Annotated in this window: 19 protein-coding genes and 2 pseudogenes; 2 read left to right on the top strand and 19 right to left on the bottom strand. The window is 37.5% G+C overall.

What is annotated here, in order from left to right; genetic code table 11:
• Positions 1–132 precede the first annotated feature (132 nt).
• Positions 133–1,287, top strand: a complete 1,155-nt coding sequence (locus tag MKX38_RS09330) for a xylose repressor (protein WP_089172556.1) — start codon at positions 133–135, stop codon at positions 1,285–1,287.
• A gap of 136 nt (positions 1,288–1,423) precedes the next feature.
• On the opposite strand, the gene xynB is transcribed toward MKX38_RS09330, so the two are convergent.
• From xynB to MKX38_RS09285, 9 genes are all read right to left on the bottom strand, one after another.
• A complete protein-coding gene (gene xynB / locus MKX38_RS09325; RefSeq protein ID WP_339189257.1) occupies positions 1,424–3,025 on the bottom strand; it encodes a xylan 1,4-beta-xylosidase in 1,602 nt (533 codons plus the stop codon).
• A 30-nt stretch (positions 3,026–3,055) separates the two neighbouring features.
• Positions 3,056–4,447 (bottom strand): MFS transporter, encoded by a 1,392-nt coding sequence (locus MKX38_RS09320; RefSeq protein ID WP_003245259.1) that lies wholly within the window; start codon positions 4,445–4,447, stop codon positions 3,056–3,058.
• Positions 4,448–5,305: 858 nt separating this feature from the next.
• Complete coding sequence (locus tag MKX38_RS09315) at positions 5,306–5,776, bottom strand: hypothetical protein (protein WP_339189254.1); 471 nt, start codon at positions 5,774–5,776, stop codon at positions 5,306–5,308.
• A 129-nt stretch (positions 5,777–5,905) separates the two neighbouring features.
• Positions 5,906–6,070 carry a hypothetical protein gene (locus tag MKX38_RS09310; RefSeq protein WP_003231681.1) on the bottom strand — a complete coding sequence of 55 codons (165 nt, stop codon included), beginning with the start codon at positions 6,068–6,070 and terminating at the stop codon, positions 5,906–5,908.
• Between the two features lie 268 nt (positions 6,071–6,338).
• Positions 6,339–6,977 (bottom strand): DUF3885 domain-containing protein, encoded by a 639-nt coding sequence (locus MKX38_RS09305; protein WP_339189251.1) that lies wholly within the window; start codon positions 6,975–6,977, stop codon positions 6,339–6,341.
• Positions 6,974–7,204, bottom strand: coding sequence for a helix-turn-helix transcriptional regulator (locus tag MKX38_RS09300; protein WP_003231687.1), 231 nt, complete (start codon positions 7,202–7,204; stop codon positions 6,974–6,976). The genes MKX38_RS09305 and MKX38_RS09300 overlap by 4 nt, the downstream gene beginning before the upstream one ends.
• 542 nt (positions 7,205–7,746) lie before the next feature.
• Positions 7,747–7,992, bottom strand: coding sequence for a UPF0715 family protein (locus tag MKX38_RS09295; protein ID WP_236833398.1), 246 nt, complete (start codon positions 7,990–7,992; stop codon positions 7,747–7,749).
• Between the two features lie 193 nt (positions 7,993–8,185).
• On the bottom strand, positions 8,186–9,088 hold the full coding sequence (locus tag MKX38_RS09290; RefSeq protein WP_339189248.1) for a CPBP family intramembrane glutamic endopeptidase: 903 nt from the start codon (positions 9,086–9,088) through the stop codon (positions 8,186–8,188).
• Positions 9,089–9,166: 78 nt separating this feature from the next.
• On the bottom strand, positions 9,167–9,703 hold the full coding sequence (locus MKX38_RS09285) for a GNAT family protein (RefSeq protein WP_080529355.1): 537 nt from the start codon (positions 9,701–9,703) through the stop codon (positions 9,167–9,169).
• 186 nt (positions 9,704–9,889) lie between these two features.
• Here MKX38_RS09285 and MKX38_RS09280 point away from each other — a divergent pair.
• A pseudogene (locus MKX38_RS09280) lies at positions 9,890–10,178 on the top strand (hypothetical protein).
• 53 nt (positions 10,179–10,231) lie between these two features.
• Here MKX38_RS09280 and MKX38_RS09275 read toward each other — a convergent pair.
• The 10 genes and pseudogenes from MKX38_RS09275 to spoVK all read right to left on the bottom strand — a co-directional run bounded on the left by MKX38_RS09275 (position 10,232) and on the right by spoVK (position 18,837).
• Positions 10,232–11,023 carry a hypothetical protein gene (locus MKX38_RS09275; RefSeq protein WP_339189244.1) on the bottom strand — a complete coding sequence of 264 codons (792 nt, stop codon included), beginning with the start codon at positions 11,021–11,023 and terminating at the stop codon, positions 10,232–10,234.
• 69 nt (positions 11,024–11,092) lie between these two features.
• Positions 11,093–11,527 carry an SMI1/KNR4 family protein gene (locus MKX38_RS09270; RefSeq protein WP_080262658.1) on the bottom strand — a complete coding sequence of 145 codons (435 nt, stop codon included), beginning with the start codon at positions 11,525–11,527 and terminating at the stop codon, positions 11,093–11,095.
• A gap of 183 nt (positions 11,528–11,710) precedes the next feature.
• The gene (locus MKX38_RS09265) at positions 11,711–11,962 is read right to left on the bottom strand and encodes a hypothetical protein (protein WP_181217086.1); all 252 of its coding nucleotides are present in this window, start codon (positions 11,960–11,962) and stop codon (positions 11,711–11,713) included.
• A 130-nt stretch (positions 11,963–12,092) separates the two neighbouring features.
• Positions 12,093–12,437, bottom strand: a pseudogene (locus MKX38_RS09260) (hypothetical protein).
• 226 nt (positions 12,438–12,663) lie between these two features.
• Positions 12,664–12,957 carry a hypothetical protein gene (locus MKX38_RS09255; RefSeq protein WP_229762308.1) on the bottom strand — a complete coding sequence of 98 codons (294 nt, stop codon included), beginning with the start codon at positions 12,955–12,957 and terminating at the stop codon, positions 12,664–12,666.
• 323 nt (positions 12,958–13,280) lie between these two features.
• Positions 13,281–14,615 (bottom strand): type I glutamate--ammonia ligase, encoded by a 1,335-nt coding sequence (glnA, locus tag MKX38_RS09250; RefSeq protein ID WP_003231737.1) that lies wholly within the window; start codon positions 14,613–14,615, stop codon positions 13,281–13,283.
• Positions 14,616–14,673: 58 nt separating this feature from the next.
• A complete protein-coding gene (gene glnR, locus MKX38_RS09245) occupies positions 14,674–15,081 on the bottom strand; it encodes a transcriptional repressor GlnR (protein ID WP_041351964.1) in 408 nt (135 codons plus the stop codon).
• A gap of 109 nt (positions 15,082–15,190) precedes the next feature.
• A complete protein-coding gene (locus MKX38_RS09240; protein ID WP_029317829.1) occupies positions 15,191–16,456 on the bottom strand; it encodes an aminotransferase class I/II-fold pyridoxal phosphate-dependent enzyme in 1,266 nt (421 codons plus the stop codon).
• Positions 16,457–16,473: 17 nt separating this feature from the next.
• On the bottom strand, positions 16,474–17,736 hold the full coding sequence (gene hflX / locus MKX38_RS09235; protein WP_029317828.1) for a GTPase HflX: 1,263 nt from the start codon (positions 17,734–17,736) through the stop codon (positions 16,474–16,476).
• A 132-nt stretch (positions 17,737–17,868) separates the two neighbouring features.
• Positions 17,869–18,837, bottom strand: a complete 969-nt coding sequence (spoVK, locus tag MKX38_RS09230; protein ID WP_339189237.1) for a stage V sporulation protein K — start codon at positions 18,835–18,837, stop codon at positions 17,869–17,871.
• Positions 18,838–18,946 lie beyond the last annotated feature (109 nt).

Below are 18,946 nucleotides of genomic sequence, written 5' to 3'. Positions count from 1 at the left end.
TCTTATATAACCTCATCAGTATTTTCAATATTTTTTTAGTTTTTTATGAACACATTAGATATAATAAAGGGAAGATTCGCTATGTACTATGTTCATACTTAATTTAAAGATTAAACAAATGGAGTGGATGAAGTGGATATCGCTGATCAAACCTTTGTCAAAAAAGTAAATCAAAAGTTATTATTAAAAGAAATTCTTAAAAATTCACCTATTTCAAGAGCAAAATTATCTGAAATGACTGGATTAAATAAATCAACTGTTTCATCACAGGTAAACACGTTAATGAAAGAAAATCTGGTATTTGAAATAGGTCAAGGACAATCAAGTGGCGGAAGAAGACCTGTCATGCTTGTTTTTAATAAAAAGGCAGGATACTCCGTTGGAATAGATGTTGGTGTGGATTATATCAATGGCATTTTAACAGACCTTGAAGGAACGATCGTTCTTGATCAATACCGCCATTTGGAATCCAATTCTCCAGAAATAACGAAAGACATTTTGATTGATATGATTCATCACTTTATTACGCATATGCCCCAATCTCCGTACGGGCTTATTGGTATAGGTATTTGCGTGCCTGGACTCATTGATAAAGATCAAAAAATTGTTTTCACTCCGAACTCCAACTGGAGAGATATTGACTTAAAATCTTCGATACAAGAGAAGTACAATGTGCCTGTTTTTATTGAAAATGAGGCAAACGCTGGCGCATATGGAGAGAAAGTATTTGGAGCTGCAAAAAATCACGATAACATTATTTACGTAAGTATCAGCACAGGGATAGGGATCGGTGTTATTATCAACAATCATTTATATAGAGGAGTAAGCGGCTTCTCTGGAGAAATGGGACATATGACAATAGACTTTAATGGTCCTAAATGCAGTTGCGGAAACCGAGGCTGCTGGGAATTGTATGCTTCAGAGAAGGCTTTATTAAAATCTCTTCAGACCAAAGAGAAAAAACTGTCCTATCAAGATATCATAGACCTCGCCCATCTGAATGATATCGGAACCTTAAACGCATTACAGAATTTTGGATTCTATTTAGGAATAGGCCTTACCAATATTTTGAATACTTTCAACCCACAGGCCGTAATTTTAAGAAATAGCATAATTGAATCGCATCCTATGGTTTTAAATTCAATGAGAAGTGAAGTATCGTCAAGGGTTTATTCCCAATTAGGCAATAGCTATGAATTATTGCCATCTTCCTTAGGACAGAATGCGCCGGCATTAGGAATGTCCTCCATTGTGATTGATCATTTTCTGGACATGGTTACAATGTAATTTTTATGGAATGTACAGCTCATCTTTAAAGATGAGCTTTTTTATTCTAGGAATATTTCTGAAGCAATATTGATATAGGCACCTTCTCGTATGAAAAAGGAGTTCTAAAATAGAAATCTCCTTTTTCATGTGCAAATTATTTTTCTTTATAACGAAAATATCTAAAGTCGGCCGGAATATGATTACCACTGGTATCTTGGCATTGCATCCCTACAAAGGCCCCTGTGAAGAATCCTCCCCCATGGATGTAATCATCTGATAATTTTTTCGATTCCAGTGCAATGTCAATTTTGTGCCAATCTTCTTTGTTAAAAGAATAGAAATAATAATATTTGTCCTTTTCAATATTTACTCTTAAATATACATACTTTACTTCACGAGGAATAACAATTTTATTGTGTAATGGCTGTGAAAAAGAAAAGTTGTCACATATTGTTAATTCAAGAATGCGGCCAAGTTCTTCATCATGCGTGACTTGAAGAGCCGTCCAGTTCTCTGTATTGTAGTAATTCACCAATCCAGCGGCTTGTTGAAAATTTTCCGGATAAAACTCAACAGCAGTTTCGGCTTCAAAATGGAGACTTTGCCAGCGTCTGGCTACAAATGCCTGAGTAAATGTCGAGGTCAATGATTCATGACCGAATAATCGTAAATGATTTGGCGCTTGAGTCAATGAACCTAATTCATTCGTGAATGGAATCCTTAAAGTTTGAAAATTTATATTTAATGTTGAATCCTCAAATTCATCAACTTCCGGGTACGTTGCTTCAAATATTGTTTCGGGTATAGAAGGTGCATCTACCTCCAAGCTTCCTTCTTTTCCACCTACTACATAGGGCCATTCATCTTTCCAGTAAAGTTTTTGAATAGCTGTTTCTCTGCCCAAAGGACAGTATCCTCTCTGCTGAAAAATTGAATCATCGTCAGGATGAATAGGACGTCCCGTTAAATGAGCTAAATACCACTCATCTGTATGTGTTTGAACAATGGATGCATGACCACATTTTTGCAATGGATTTCCTGGGTCATGCCATGACGTTAAGATTGGATTATCGGGATGAACTTCATATGGCCCCTCAATATTTGCAGAACGGGCAATTGTAGCAGCATGTTCGTACCGTGTTCCTCCTTCTGCAGTTAATAAATAATAATAGTTCCCGATATGATAAAGGTGCGGAGCTTCTGTCAGTTTTCTATCCGTTCCTTCAAATATAACTTTTGGTTTACCGATTAATTTTTGCTCTTTATCAGAATATTCCTGTATAACAATTCCTCCAAATGAGTGCCGATCAATACGGTGATCCCATAACATATTTAATAAATACTTTTTTCCATCCTTATCATGGAACAAAGAAGCATCAAATCCCGAGCTATTTAATGTAATCGGCTCACTCCAATCACCATTAATCGTTTCACAAGTAACTAAATAATTGTGACAATCTTTCCATGCGCCATCTACTACCTTAACATCCGTATAGATAAGCCAAAACTTCCCATCACTATAGCTTAAACATGGTGCCCAAACCCCACCTGAATTTGGATTTCCTTTCATGTCTAATTGTGAAACTCTCTGTAATGGATGTGCAACTAAGTGCCAATTTACTAAATCTTTTGAGTGGTGTATCTGGACTCCCGGAAACCACTCAAATGTAGATACAGCGATATAATAATCCTCTCCTACCCTACAAATACTTGGATCGGGATTGAATCCTTTAAGTACTGGATTGGTAATCTTCATTTGGGACTCCTCCTCAGTTTATTTTCTTTTTTAAGCCTTGAAATCATCAATATGATCCAAATAAACTTTGTCTCTATTCTCTAATTCTCGAACCATGTTTTTATATTTTTTCTCATCTAAGTTATAGAAATTAATATCAATTAAAGCTAGAACAAGCAAGAACACGGGAATAATGGTTGTTGTAATTAAAATCCCCATTAATGCCGCCGGGGTTTGTGCCTGATTTGCCACATATCCAAACTTATCAAGAACCAGACCCGGAACAACTCCTCCTAAGGCCATACCAAACTTAAAGAAAAATCCGATTATAGCGTAAATGAGCCCACCCATTCTTTTCCCAGTCCTGTACTCTCCATATTCAATTGTTTCAGGAATAAGCGCCCACATATATCCCCCGGCAGTGAGACTTCCAGCAGCAGCGATTAATCGACAGACAAGTATGAGGTAAACATTACTTGGCGGAACAAACAGTAAAGCTAAGAGGCCGATAATATTCAGTAATAATGCATAGTTTAGTAATTTCTTTTTCCCCAAAAATTGATGAAGCCTTGGAATAAACGGTAAAATGACCAAAGCGGGCAAACTTCCTATCAAACCGTACCACTTCACCAAATCCTCTCTTTCTAAGTTATACGTTACGTAGTAAATGCCAACCGAATTACTGATGGAATTCACTCCAAAAATAATAATAAAGAAAATACTTAATACAACAAGTGGACGATTAACACGAAACTGCTCAAATATATCCGTAAATTTAATTTTTTCTTCGGATTTTTGAAGAGTGACCCGCTCTTTTGTGCTTTTAAAACAAAAGATTAAAAGGCACCCGCCTATCATTCCCAAAATACCCATGGTTAGTTGCCAGCCAAGAGACTCGTTGCCGGAAGTATCGCTTAAATAAGCAGCCAGTAAGGGAACAAAAAATGCAACGACAAGTCCCCCAAGATTCGCAAATAACATGCGAACAGAAGTTATACTAACCACTTCTTGATTATTTCTAGTCATTGCAGAAGTTAACGCGCCATATGGAACGTTTATCGTTGTGTATGTAAGCGACAAGCCAACATAGGTTATATAGGCATATATTAATTTCCCCATATCCGAAAAGTCTGGTGTTGTAAAACAGAGTATTGCCAGTATGACAAATGGAAAAGCTCCGAATAAAAGATACGGTCTAAAGCGTCCAAATCTGCTGTTCGTTCTGTCAACTATTGTTCCGATAAAAGGATCAGCGAGAGCGTCGATTATTCTAACCACTAAAAACATAGTACCGGCTGCTGCTGCCGATAAACCAAAAACATCTGTATAGAAGAACAAAAGATACGTAGACACTGTTGCATAAATTAAATTACAAGCAAAATCTCCAGACGCATATCCAACTTTTTCAACCATGCTAATCTTCTTTACATTTTCACTGAGCATGATTTCTCCCCTTTTCGATCCTTTAATATGGAACAGTGTGAAACGGTATAACAATTTCTCGAATTTACGGTCAGTAAACTTTTATAAAAGCGCTTTCAAAACAGTGCGAAAAAATATGGTGATCAGCAAGCAAAAAATTCATCTTTTCTCGTCATACCTTATATACCTGGAAAAGGATAAAAGCCTCATTCTTTCGTTTCTTATATTGTTTAGCTCCATTAAATCGATCCTCTTATCCTCCTTCCATCCATATTCAGTAAGACCTTATCTTGTGGACAATGAAAGTTCATCTTATTAGTTTGTTGATCGAACAAACTAACTTGATTTAATATTATAAAATCCTTTCAACTTTTTCAACATCTTTTTCAGAAAGTTTAAACAGAATGAATTAAATATTGATTTTTGAATGTTTCGTTATATTCAGTGTTTCAAATATTTGCGAATGTCATGTATCATTTAACAACGATCAGTCCGAAAACAGATTCTTGTGTAACCACATGACAAAGATGATCTATGCGAAATAAGGAATTGGTTAGTGGTAAGCTGCATTAACAGTTTGATAAAGGTGATAACAGGATGTATGGAGACTGTTATCGTAGATTTATGCTGATGGCAAACTTGGTCATGAGTAGAAAGAAAAGGAATGGCCAGAGTAGTTTATGTTAGTAAGTCCAACCCTACATACTTATATCAATACAGGAATAAATAAGAAGCAAAAATAGAGAAGCTTTCAACAGGAGTAGAAATGGCTATTTGACTGTCTGAGGATTAAAGACTGTGTTAAACACTATGATTTATCCAAACTTATTTTAATCTTAAAAATTTAATTGAGGGTGAAAACAAAAGAGAATACAGAAATTAATTCTGTATTAATTTATTCAATATGTTAATTTTACTTTGGTCTTTATGATTCTTCTTCCTTCTTCTATAGCCATCTAATAAAGACTTTTTATAAACCTTGAGGTAATCATCAATCGTTAGCAAATGATATTTCGCTCCGTCATCTTCAAAAACCTCTAGGTTATTATAGTCTACATCTGCAAATGGTTTTAAATCCTCAATGTAAGCAATGCCTATTTTGGTATTAGTTTTCTTAAATTCATGCTCATGTAAATCAACCATTTTGTATCCATGCAGTTCCATCACTTTTTTTAGTTTTCCCCACTTTTCCTCTAAAAAAATTAAAGGAATAAGGATATCAATATCTTCTGGGGAAAAGTCCAACCCAGTTACCCTTTCAAGACCTAAAGAGCCATATAATAATGGAATTATGCCTAACTCTTTATTAAACGTTTTAGCTATATTGATAAATTCATTATACAATTTCATTTTCCATCCCCGATATTTGGTAATTAATTATTTAAGATTCAACTGCCTCTTGAATTTTCATAAGTCCTTCAATACTAATACCTCAAAGGGTTATTTTTTCAATAATCCTGAAAGTCATCTGTACAATATCTAAAAAGCCTTAAATACTGAATTAAAGAAAAACATCAATATGATAATGGCTAGCACAACAACAATTTCAAAAGTATGTGAACTGCCATCTTCTTTTTCTCGTTCTTTCTTCTCCCTCATTTGCTCCCTATACTTTCTTTGTATTTCATCCTTTTTTTTATCCATCTTACTCGACCCCTTTCATCATAAAGTAAAGTCAAGCAATTCTGAAATTTCCCATCCCTTTCTGTTGACACTTAATTTAATCCAATCCTCATCATCAGCATATGGTTTTTTGAAATGGACAACTAATTGAATCATTCATTTCTCAGCCCGACCTTTAGAATCCTTCCCTAATTACGTAAAACCATTTTAACTGTTGTCCCATGGCTTGTCGAACTGAACTAGAGCCATATAAAACTTAGATTTTTTCAGTTTCTATTAAAAAAGAGTATTACATGTACTTATACTCTTCTACCCAGTCGTGATATTTTTCATAAAGTGAACGTATTCGTTTGAAATCAAGAGCTATGACTTCACATCCACGATCATCATAGATAAAGAAAATAATGTCTTTTGTAATGTTCACAAAGAAAACATCAGGGTAATCAATAGAGTAACCTCCGAATTTCGGTTTTAATGGAAAATCCTCGTTACTGGCTGCTTTAAGTAATTCAGTTACACGTAAGTCTCGAGGTTTGCATAACAAGGAAAATTGTTGCATCTCGTATTCTTCAGCTTTATTGATTTCGAAAGGGTAGGGATATGTCTTCACCAGAATTTGATTCAAATGATTTTTACACTTTAGAAACGGTTGATAGACCTTTAATTTTCTTATACATTTCTCTTTCTTGTGCTTATACATATTCGTTACGAGGAATATGTCATCATTTTGTTCAAATAATTCATTAAAAAGGATTGTTATTTGCTCATATACAACTTGGAACCTCTTAAGATTCAATTCTTCATTTTCTTTGAGTTGATAGATATTTTTCCCAAGACAAAAATGGATTCCTATGCCCCATTGATTATAGATGCTAGGAATGAATTCGAGGTTTTGAAACCTTTCCTCCATATACTTCATTATCTTCATTTAGACATTCTCACTTTAGGAATATGATCTTTTTGGAATATCAACAACTCATGCAGTTCGATGTTTTGATAGGGCCAGACTTTATCAAACAGCTCTCTCGGATACCGCTCCATTTCGTTATTATATAGCTTTCTGACAGTTGGATACTCATGATCAATATCTCTGGAAAGTTTCCGGATACTGATCTTTCTTTGGTCTATAATCGTTTTTAACTTTGATTTAATCATATTCTCACCTTTTAGTTATTTTTGATCACTTAAAATGATCATTAAGTTTATAATGGATCCTTGACCTCGCTGAATTTAATAATCCCGCTCTTCATGTTCAAATCCATAAGTACCTTTTATCCACACATCGCCGCAGCCTGGACTTTTTGTTATTTCCAACTGATCACCTTCTACTCGGTCTGCTGCACTGTAGTCCAAATAACTTCCTGTGAATTCTTTCTCGCTCCTTGATAATATCCATCAGTTAGAGCTATTCTGCTAAGTTTCATATTTAGAGTACAGTCTTTATTATTGTGTATTGTGAATTTATAACCAAGTGAGGTCAAAATTCCGGTCGATCAAAACAAAGTCTACATTTGTTTAATCCACCGTTAGCTTTGCTTCAGCATTCGGAAGAGTAAAACTTGAGACTAAGCCTAAGCAAACCAAAGTTAAACGATTAACCCTTTTCATCCCTCTCTCCCTTACCTATTTATGGCATAATCCGGTAAATAAAAGGGCTTTTTGACCGTGCATAAGGAAAAGGATTGTGATGATTTAAGCTACGCTGCTACCCTCCCAATGTTTTGCAGAAAAACCGAGTCCCAGATCCAAAATATTACGGCAAATGAGACGCTAAACAAGTATATTTCATATCCCATCAGAAAGTTTAAGGTGTTTTTTGGATCAGTAATGAAAGCGAAGAATAACCATACTAAGAAGGAAAAGAATATGTATATGAGTAAATATTTCGCGTTAAACCTTTTTGGATTGCGATTTAAGAAATATTGAACAGGTGCAGCAAAGATTAAACACTTATTAGGAAGTATGGTATGTAGCCGTCATAACCAATGCCAAAAACATAAACAACAGCAGCTGATAACGCGGACAAGACATGAACAAATATGATCCTTAAAACTTGCATGTTTATAACCTCTTTCTTAATGAATGCTTCTTAAACATTGTCTAGATCCTCCTTAAAACTACTGTTCTACTTAGAAATTAAACATCTTGGTCGCATTTCTCATTCTTCCGCCATTGAATAGTATTTCGGCGAGTTATTGCAACAGGTATTAATAGTAGAGTACCGACAATAAGCAACATAAAAAAGATCACAAACAGCGAACCTGTTCCCGGAACAATTTCTTCATAGGTAATAAAGCGCTCCTCCCCCTGCAGGACGAAGAACCGAGAATTTTCAAGAAAGGCTAGATGAAAAGCGATAGACGTCCATAAGCTTCCTGTTACAATACGGAGGAGTTGAAGGATGAATCCAAAACCCAACAATAAAACAATGTAATCTAATGTGATAGCAGATGATTCAATTCCAGCTATATATTGTAAACCACTTACAATTATTGGTGCAAGCACAAACAGGATTGGTTGTAGGAGTAAGGCCATAAAACAGTTCCAACGCTTATTTAGAGCATAGTACACCGTCCCCCGAAAAGTTAATTCCTCTGGAAAAGCTTCATAAAAGAAAGCGATAATCATATTTAAGAGCAATGCTGTCACTAAATGGACAGAGAAGTGAAATTGTGTAATTTTGATCCAGCATAATAAATGGGCGATAGCGAAACCAGACCCGGATAATACAATCACATATATTGCTCCTATTAAGGCTTTCGGAATGGCTTGCCGCCACCCAGACAGTCCTATAGAATAAAAGGGTCTACTAGACATCCGTTTAAGAAGAATGTAGAGCAACGGGACAGTTATTAATGTGACTAAACCTGCTTGGATGCCTTGCTTCAAAAGCTTGGAAGCTCCTGCTTGGCTAGCCATTGAACCGACTAAAGTAGCAAAAAACAAAGCAAATACGAATGTTCCCCAACTGAGCAAGACAGTTCCTAACCATTTATGATGATTGTCTTGTTTTCCCCTTTTGGTGAGATGAATTTGCATTTGGATACCCCTCTCACATCATTCATATTAAGCACTATAAGCCCTACTATCACTATACGTTCTATAGCTGTTATGGTTTCAATTTCCTGCATTACCCCTCTTACAATTCCACTCTTCCTCTAAAATAGCGTAATAATATTCATCCCACCATTCATTGCCTTTTGGAATACATTTTTTAAAAAAGCCTTCTCTTCTCATTCCAATCTTCTCCATAACTCGGTATGAGGGAATATTCTCAGGTTGACACGTAGCTATAATCCTATGTAAGTTCATTTCTTTAAATCCATATTCCAAGATAGCTTGGGCTGCCTCAGAAGCATACCCTTTATTTTGATAATTGGGATTAAACACCCACCCAATTTCATATGTATGTTCACCAAAATACTTATAAAAAACAATATGGCCTATAAGACAGTCTTCATCTCTTAGTATGACAGGGTATTTTTCAGCGTTATCACCTTTGTTTTTATTTACAAATGCCTTTGCATCTTCTTCAGTAAAAACCCCTTCAGGTATATACTTCATTACATTACTATCAGATGTATACTCATATACAGCTTGCCAATCTTTGAATTCAAATTCACGTATCAATAACCTTTTTGTTGTGATATGCATTAAAGTAACTCCCCTCATGTTTACTTGATCTTTATTTCGATATTAAGACAACAATAACCTCTTTAAAACTATCCTTATTCAACAATATTGCCTCTTGCTAGAACAACTCAAGGATTTCTGACTGTGAACAAGCAATGGAATATGATTCTCAAAAATAATTCCCTTACCTTTCCCTGAGGGATAATTATGAAGGAACAATATGGTAAAAAACGGAAGTTCGAGTAGTTCTGTAAAAAGAAGAGTTGTATTCTTTGGCTAATGACTTTATTAAAACAAACGATAAAGATTTTGAATCAATTGATTACACTGATGATTATGAGGTAAATCCAATGGGCGGCATTGAAATCAATGGTTGTTATCTAAATAGAAAAAAGTAATACGGGGAATTTAGGACAAAACTAAAGACGAAGTAAGATCATTTACTGTGGATGCAACTCGTAAGCCAGAGTGCGAAGATAAAATATATGAGGATTAAACAAACGTCCCCTTACAATAAGTAAGGGGATGTTTTGTTATCAACAAGATTGTTTAATTTAATTGGTATTCCTTGTTAATCTTTTTAAGATGTGAAATTTCAACTTCGTATTGACTTCCATAAACTCTGCTTATTTTTTGCACTTCTTCCTTTGATCCGAAGAAAATAACTTTAAAATCATCATTTACGTATTGAACTACAAAAAAACCATCAAAATCATGAAATGTATTTTTATTTATCGAAATAAAACCACTTGATTGAGCTGTTGTTTTTACACTAATCCGTCTGCCATCACTCACAACATCAAATCCATGCTGATTAGTTTGACGTGCCAGAGTGCCGTTGGTTTGGATTGCACAAATGAATTCACCGATTCTGCCAATTAAATGCCTCAATTCTGTAGGCTTACAGTTCAATACATTCATTTCATATCTCAGGATTTGGTTATATTCATTATAAAGGTTTACAAGTTGTTCTTTACTAATGATTTCGGCTTGATCATTTATTTGGTTATTAGTAACAGAAGCTTCTCGGAGTGATTTAACACCGTTTACCCATTTGCCTACGATAACTTCCTTATCTTCCCCTTTTGATTTTCTGAAAATAAGTCCTGTATAAAGAGAGTTTTCACCTAAGTATTTGTAAGAACTTCTATTCACATATTCAAAGAGGTGCTTATTAAAAGAAATCCCCTTATTATACCGGTTATAACAATAATCTGATAAAATAATGCTATCCGGATTAGTTCCGTATTTTTCTTGAAGGGTTTTCTTTACTTCTTGAGGTGAAACCAACTCATTGATCTTATTTTTCAAAGCATCTTTAATTTGCTCGTAAATTGTCATTATACTTCCCTCAAATAGCAGATTCTTTGGTTGTTGAAATTAGTCATAATTTTTTCTTTTGCCGAAGTGTTATTCTGAAACCAGTTTATAATACTCTTGGAGATTCGGATTTACTTCCCAATATTTCGTTCCATTAGAAGACACTAGCATATCAAACCATATCTCGAAATTAGAATTTAAGTTAATCGCATCTTCAATATCGTCAATTGAGTCTAGATATAACATATAACCTAATCCTTTTTTTGATTTGTTTGTGTCTATGACATACCTTCCATCAAAATGATATCCTATTAATAAGTATCCCTCTGGGAAATCTTGAACCTCATTATATTCAACGATTCCCTCTAAGCTAAGTATTTCAATGCCATCAAACATTTCCATCCCATTGTGTTGTAACAAAAACTCTTTAAAGTCATTAGGAAAAGTAACACCTAATTTCTTTTCTAAGCCGCTAATTTCTTGAGGAGTTGCTGGATTTTTGAAATGAAAAGTAGCATCTTCCAAGACATAGCCCCCATGATGGAACACAGGAAATGTACCATATTTAGTAACTGCTTTCTTAATACCATCTAATGTCATGTGAACTAACTTTCCTTCTTCCATAAATGCTCCTCCTCCTTAAATCACCTCACTAAATTTTACCATACAGAACATTAAGATAAATTTAAAAGGGACATAAACTGTTTATTAAGAAACAATTTTACTCATAATTAAAGCAGGATTAGTGGTGAACAAAATGTAAGTGTTATATGCTGTTTTAATTACTACCCTATCTTTTGAGCCATAAGGAAACCCAATCCTTACTGCGCTTTTCTCCTCTCCCCCATAGTTTGGATCAAGAAATACATCATTGATTTCTTTGATTGGAATTTCAATTTTGGATAGCTGCCAATTGATAATTAAGTTTTCATTTGATTTTTCAACGTTGATTCCAAGCATAAAAACATTCCCCTTTTGACTATGAATTCAGTGAAACAAACACGCTTTAAAATTTAATAAATCCAAAAAGTTATACTTACGGGAAATATGACTATAAGCAAAAGAGCCCTTTCAGGCCCTTATTTTTCTTTTACCCTTGGTATGAATTTGTTACAAACTCTTTTGCTTTATTAGCAACAGTTTCCCAAGTGGCGGCAGCATGATCAAGATCCGCAGAAAGCTTATTGATATCCTCATTCTCAAACCCTTGGGCGAGTGAATAAAATTGATTTTCTATAGAATGCCAGATGCCTTCGATTTATCCTATAAACTCCTTAGACTTTTCTGCTTGAGCTATTAAATTAACCAAGTCTATATTGATACTGTGAAGCATCCCCAAAACTTTTACTTCTAATTCTGGAATCTGTATATAATCTTCATCGCTTGGACTTTGATTTTTCTGTTTCTTGAGTAATTGACTTAAAGCTTTCCACACAGTATTGTCCTCCTATGATAGCTTCTTTAGACGTGCCTCTATGAAAATGGTCATTTAGTGATCAGCTTCACGAAATGCCTCAGCAAATGTTTCAATTCCGGTATCCTAGAAACATGGCGTTCGATAATCATCCCCACGGAAGTCCCAGCTGTGTGGACCAGTTGCAAGCATAAACATCATTACTGACCTTGTCAAAGGAATACTAAATAAAAAAAGAACCTTTATTTTACCATTGGCTTACTTTTAAAAATTTATAAATTATTATTATATTGAACAGTGTTGGTATGATGTATACAAGACCAGTTCCAAGTAGACCTATTACTGAACTAGCAATTAATAAAATGCTGAAGATTGGTTTATTATTTGTCTGGATTGAAGCAAGCATGGTTATAATTCCCGCCAAAGCACCTAAAAACCATAAGTTCCCCAAAGTGTAAGAGTCATCTATAACCGCAAACAGTTGAGCCAGTACAGAAAAAACCGCTCCTAATCCCCCGGAGAAGATAGTCAATTTTTTCATAGAAATCTCCTTTTTGAAAATTGATTTAGATTTCAACGTAATTATGGATTTATTTGGTTATGATGTCAATGATAAACATCCATCTTACTCATCTTATTATTGCTGGTAGAAGTATTGAACAATGGAACCGTCACAGAATTTGTCGAATATTTATGCGTATTGCATTCCTTAAGCATAGTATTATTTTCCTTCTTGAAAATTTAGTACATAGTCTTATCAGTGACATAAATAAAAGCGACCTGCTTTTAGCAGTGCCGCTCTATAATTTATTACCTATTAACATAAAAATCCCCTGACACCAATAGTGCCAAGGGATTGAGAGATTAATACTGAGACATATATTGTTCGCGTTCCCAAGGATGTACTTGCGTGCGGAACATATCCCATTCGATTTCTTTTGCTTCGATGAAGTGTTCGAATAGGTGCTCGCCCAGCGCTTTGACCATGACTTCGTTTGATTTGAATTCTTCTAGCGCTTCCGCAAGTGTTGCTGGAAGGTCAACGATTCCGTTTTCCATGCGCTCTTCTTTGCTCATCACATAGATGTTGCGGTCGATTGGAGCCGGCGCTTCCAGTTTGTTTTTGATTCCGTCTAATCCTGCAGCAAGCAATACGCTAAGTGCAAGGTATGGGTTTGCAGCTGGGTCTACGCTGCGTACTTCAACACGTGTGCTGATGCCGCGAGAAGCCGGGATACGGATAAGCGGGCTTCTGTTTTGCGCGCTCCATGCTACATAGCAAGGTGCTTCATAGCCAGGAACAAGACGTTTGTAAGAGTTTACTGTCGGGTTTGTTACTGCTGTAAAGCTTGTTGCGTGCTTCACGATACCTGCAATGAAGTGTTTCGCTGTTTCACTTAACTGAAGATCTGCGTTTTCGTCAAAGAATGCGTTAACACCATTTTTGAAGAGTGATAGATTGCAGTGCATACCTGAACCGTTCACACCGAACAATGGTTTTGGCATAAATGTCGCATGCAGGCCGTGTTTGCGGGCAATTGTTTTGACAACTAGTTTAAAAGTTTGGATGTCATCACAAGAGCGGACTGCTCCAGCATATTTAAAGTCGATTTCGTGCTGACCAGGTGCTACTTCGTGGTGAGACGCTTCGATTTCAAAGCCCATCTCTTCAAGCTCAAGTACGATATCGCGGCGGCAGTTTTCTCCTAAATCAGTTGGAGCTAAGTCGAAATATCCGCCTTTGTCGTTTAGTTCAAGCGTCGGCTCGCCTTTTTCGTCCAATTTGAATAAGAAGAATTCAGGCTCAGGCCCAAGGTTAAAATCACTGAATCCGAGGTCTTCCATTTCTTTCAAAATCCGTTTTAAGTTGTTTCGCGGGTCACCTTCAAAAGGTGTGCCATCCGGATTGTAAATATCACAGATGAAACGTGCTACTTTACCTTTTTCAGCTGTCCATGGGAAGATAACAAATGTATTTAGATCTGGATACAGGTACATGTCTGACTCTTCAATACGAACGAATCCCTCAATAGAAGAACCGTCAAACATGACTTTATTATCAAGCGCTTTTCCAAGCTGGCTTACAGGAATCTCAACATTCTTGATTGTTCCAAGAATGTCAGTAAATTGAAGACGGATATACTTCACGTTTTCTTCTTTTACTAATTTTTCGATATCTTCTCTAGTGTACTTTGCCATTTGGTAAAATTCCTCCTCTTAAAAGGTAAATGTATATAGCAAAACAGTTGCTAACGGATTAATGAAAGAAGCGGGACATGTCGCCTTGACGGAATGTATTCCCTCTTTGAAAACGGCCGGCTTGCATGAGCTCGTTTTTCAGGAGCTGTCTCAGTTCGTCATCGGACAGATCATGTTTCATTGGTTTTTTCGTCTTCTCGTTTTGTTTTTGTGCTGGCTCGGCTTCGGCTTTCGCCAGAATTTGTTTAATTCCTGCCATGTTTACACCTTGTTCTATCAGGTGCTTGATTTCTAACAGTTTATCTACATCATGAAATGAAAATAATCGTCTATTCCCTTCACTTCTGGCTGGAAATATCAGTCCATTTTCCTCATAATATCGAATTTGTCTTGCTGATAACTCAGTTAACTGCATGACAATTCCTATTGGAAATAAAGGCATTGAGCGGCGAATATTATCACTCATCTCAATTTCCTCCTTTTCTTAACTTAGTTTCATTATAGGTGATGTTATATTATGTGTCAATACGATGTAAGGATTCTTAACATCAAATCCAGAGAAATTTTTAAAAAATTTAAATTAATTGCTTTTCCATCAATGAATCCACTGCACTGCATATGGCATTCTTCACATGCGAATAGGTTAATCCTCCCTGAACATACGCTACATACGGCGGGCGGATAGGGCCATCAGCTGATAATTCGATGCTTGCTCCTTGAATAAACGTGCCTGCTGCCATAATGACATCATCCTCGTATCCAGGCATGTAGGCTGGATAAGGCGTCACATGAGCATTGATTGGCGATGCAAATTGAATAGCCTGGCAAAAAGCAATCATCTTTTCTCTGTCAGAAAACTCAACGGATTGTATTAAATCCGTTCTTTTCGCATCCCATTTCGGGTTTGAAGTGAAGCCGAGTTTTTCAAGGAATCTCGCTGTAAACACCGCTCCCTTTAGACTTTGAGACACAACATGAGGCGCCAAAAAGAAGCCTTGGTACATTTCTTGGAGCGAGTAAAGAGATGCCCCCGCTTCTCTGCCGATGCCGGGTGACGTCATACGGTATGAGCAAGCTTCAATCCATTTCGCTTTTCCGACGAGGTAGCCGCCTGTTTTCGCAAGGCCGCCGCCGGGATTTTTAATGAGAGATCCCGCCATCAGGTCGGCTCCGACATGGCAAGGCTCAAGCTCTTCCACAAATTCTCCGTAACAGTTGTCCACAAAGACGATCAGATTTTCATTGATTTCTTTTACAAAACGGATCATTTCTTTTATTTCACTAATTAAGAAAGAAGGGCGATTCGCATATCCTTTTGAGCGCTGAATGCCGATTACTTTTGTCTTCGGATTGATCGCAGCGGCGACTGCATCATAGTCTATCTTTCCGTCTTTCGTCAGATCAACCGCATTATAGCCGATTTGAAAATCCTTTAACGAACCAGCGTTTTCTCCACCCCTGACGCCCACAATTTCCTCGAGTGTATCATACGGCTTGCCCGTGATATAAAGGAGCTCGTCCCCCGGTCTGAGGACACCGAACAAAGCAATTGAGATGGCATGTGTGCCTGAAATGATTTGCGGCCTTACAAGCCCCGCTTCTCCGCCAAACACATCCGCATATATGCTTTCAAGCGTGTCTCTTCCGATATCATCATAGCCGTATCCAGTAGACGGCGTGAAATGAGTGTCGCTTACTTTGTGTTTTCTATAGCTTTGAAGCACTCTCCACTCATTTCGCTCGCTGATTTCTTCTATTTGTTTATGAATGCCGGCAATGTCCGCTTCCACTTCCATTGCCGTTTTCTTCAATAATTCTCCGTGTGTTAATGTGTCAAACATGTCTTTATTTTTCCTTCCTACATATACTTCTTTAATTCACCGATGATACTTTGCTCTTCTTGGACATAGCCGGATATGTCATACTGTTCATTTTCTTCATTAAAATAGAAGCGGTCTACCATCGTTTCCGATTTGATTCTGGAAAGGAGCTTCCCTTCACTTGCCGGCACATGTGCTTCAAAAGACGTTAACAGTTCTTGGCGCAAATAGCGCTGAATCGCTTCTTTAAAGGCTGCAGCGTCGTCCTCAAATTTCGCACTGACCATAATGTGATCCCTTCCGGCGGACGGTATAAAATCAGGCAGTTTTTGATCACGTTTATTGTAAGCCGTCAGCATCGGGATATCATCTGCTTCAAGCTCCTCGAGAAGCCCAAGCACTGTTTTTTCATGTCCCGCATAATCCTCATTTGAAGAATCAATTAAATGCAGGATCAAATCCGCTTCTTTTACTTCCTCAAGCGTTGAGCGGAATGCAGCAATCAATGTCGTCGGAAGATCCTGAATAAATCCTACTGTATCTGAAAGAAGAACACTGTAGCCGCTTGGCAGGACCATTTTTCTGGTCATTGGATCGAGCGTGGCAAACAGGAGGTCTTCTTCATAGCTGTCAGCACTCGTCAGGCGGTTGAACCATGTTGATTTCCCTGCGTTTGTATAGCCGACAAGCGCAATTTGAAGCACACCGTTTTTCTTTCTTCTTTCACGGTATCGGCTTCTATGGCGAATGACAGTGGAAAGCTGTGTGTTGATTTCATGAATGCGATTTCTGATATGGCGGCGGTCGGTTTCCAGTTTCGTTTCCCCGGGACCTCTTGCCCCAATTCCTCCGCCTTGCCGGGAAAGGTTGATCCCTTGTCCCGTCAGACGCGGCAGTGCATATTGCAGCTGAGCCAGCTCAATTTGAAGTTTGCCTTCTCTCGTTCTCGCCCGCTTTGCAAAAATATCTAATATCAATTGCGTGCGGTCAATCATCTTCACTTCAATTGCTGTTGCCAATGACTTCAGCTGACTTGGCGACAGTTCATCATTAAAGATGAGGAGATCAGCTTCAAGCTCTTCCACCAGTGCCTTCAGCTCTTCTACCTTCCCTTTTCCTATATATGTAGCGGCGTCAGCCCTGTTCCGTTTTTGTGTGACGCTGGTCAGTACTTTTCCGTCTGCTGTTTTCGTCAGAGATGCTAGCTCTTCCATAGAATTTTCAAAATGCTCATCCGTGATATGCGGCAGCTGACATCCGACTAAAATGGCTTTCTCCTGAATCGTTTCTTGTTCGTTCAAATGGATGTTCCTTTCTTTTGCATATTGGGCAGTAGTATTATCATACCAAACCCTGCATGTGTATACCACAAATCGATTGCTTTGAAAAGCGGAAATACGAGCAAAAAACAGACCTCTCAAAAACTGAGAGGTCTATGCAGATCCAGATGCTTCTTCTTTAATGGAAAGATCTTGGCTTTTGATGGTCATCAAGTCGCTTTTTAAGTATTGGTCTCCCATTAAAAGCCTCATGGCTTGTGCTCTGATCGATTTTTCGATCACATTTCTGACAAAACGTCCATTGCTGAATTTAATGGGGCTTGTCGTGCTTTTCACTGTCATTAAGTAATCTTTCAATTTCCATTCCGCTTCTTGACTGAGCTGGTATTCCCTTTCATCGATCATTCGTTTCGCAATCTCCATGAGCTGGGTCACAGAGTAATCCGGAAAATCAATGGAGATGGGAAATCTTGATTGGAGACCGGGATTTAACGAGAGAAAATGATCCATTTCCAGTGAATATCCGGCGAGTATCAAAATAAACTCATGCTGTTTGTCTTCCATATGCTTTACAAGTGTGTCGATCGCTTCTTTCCCAAAGTCCTTTTCGCCGCCTCTTGCCAGCGAGTAGGCTTCGTCTATAAACAAAATGCCACCTAATGACTTTTTGATTAAATCTCTCGTCTTTTGGGCGGTGTGTCCGATATACTCCCCGACCAGGTCAGCCCGCTCCGCTTCTATTAAGTGGCCTTTTGACAGGACATTCATTTCAAAGAACAGCTTGCCGATGAGCCGTGCAACCGTCGTTTTTCCCGTTCCCGGATTTCCTTTAAACATCATGTGCAGCGCTTGCTTTCCAACCTTCAAGCCTTGCTCCGCGCGTTTTTGGTTCACAAAAATCCAGGCGTATATTTCCTTGATGTTGCGTTTCATTTCCTCCATCCCAACTAATGCGCTCATCTCTTTTTCGATTTCCTTCAAAATGCCGTGCTTTGCTTCGTTTTTTTGCAATGCAGCCTGATATTCCGCCTCTGCCTCAGCATTCGTCAGCACCTGCTTTTGCCCGTTCAGAATAATGTTGATCTGTCCGTTGTTTTTATAAGTCACAGCGCGCTCCAACATCTTCACCTCTCTGTTCTCTCTATATGATATTCAAGCGGATGCCGATTGTGACAAACGCCTATCATGTGTCGAAACAATTGCTTTTTTCGGGAACAATAAGGAATCCTGC

It is taken from the genome of Bacillus sp. FSL M8-0025, from assembly GCF_037975475.1.
Classification (GTDB): Bacteria; Bacillota; Bacilli; order Bacillales; family Bacillaceae; genus Bacillus; species Bacillus subtilis.
The sequence above is the reverse complement of the archived record's forward strand: the minus strand, read 5'-3'. Positions and strand labels throughout refer to the sequence as shown.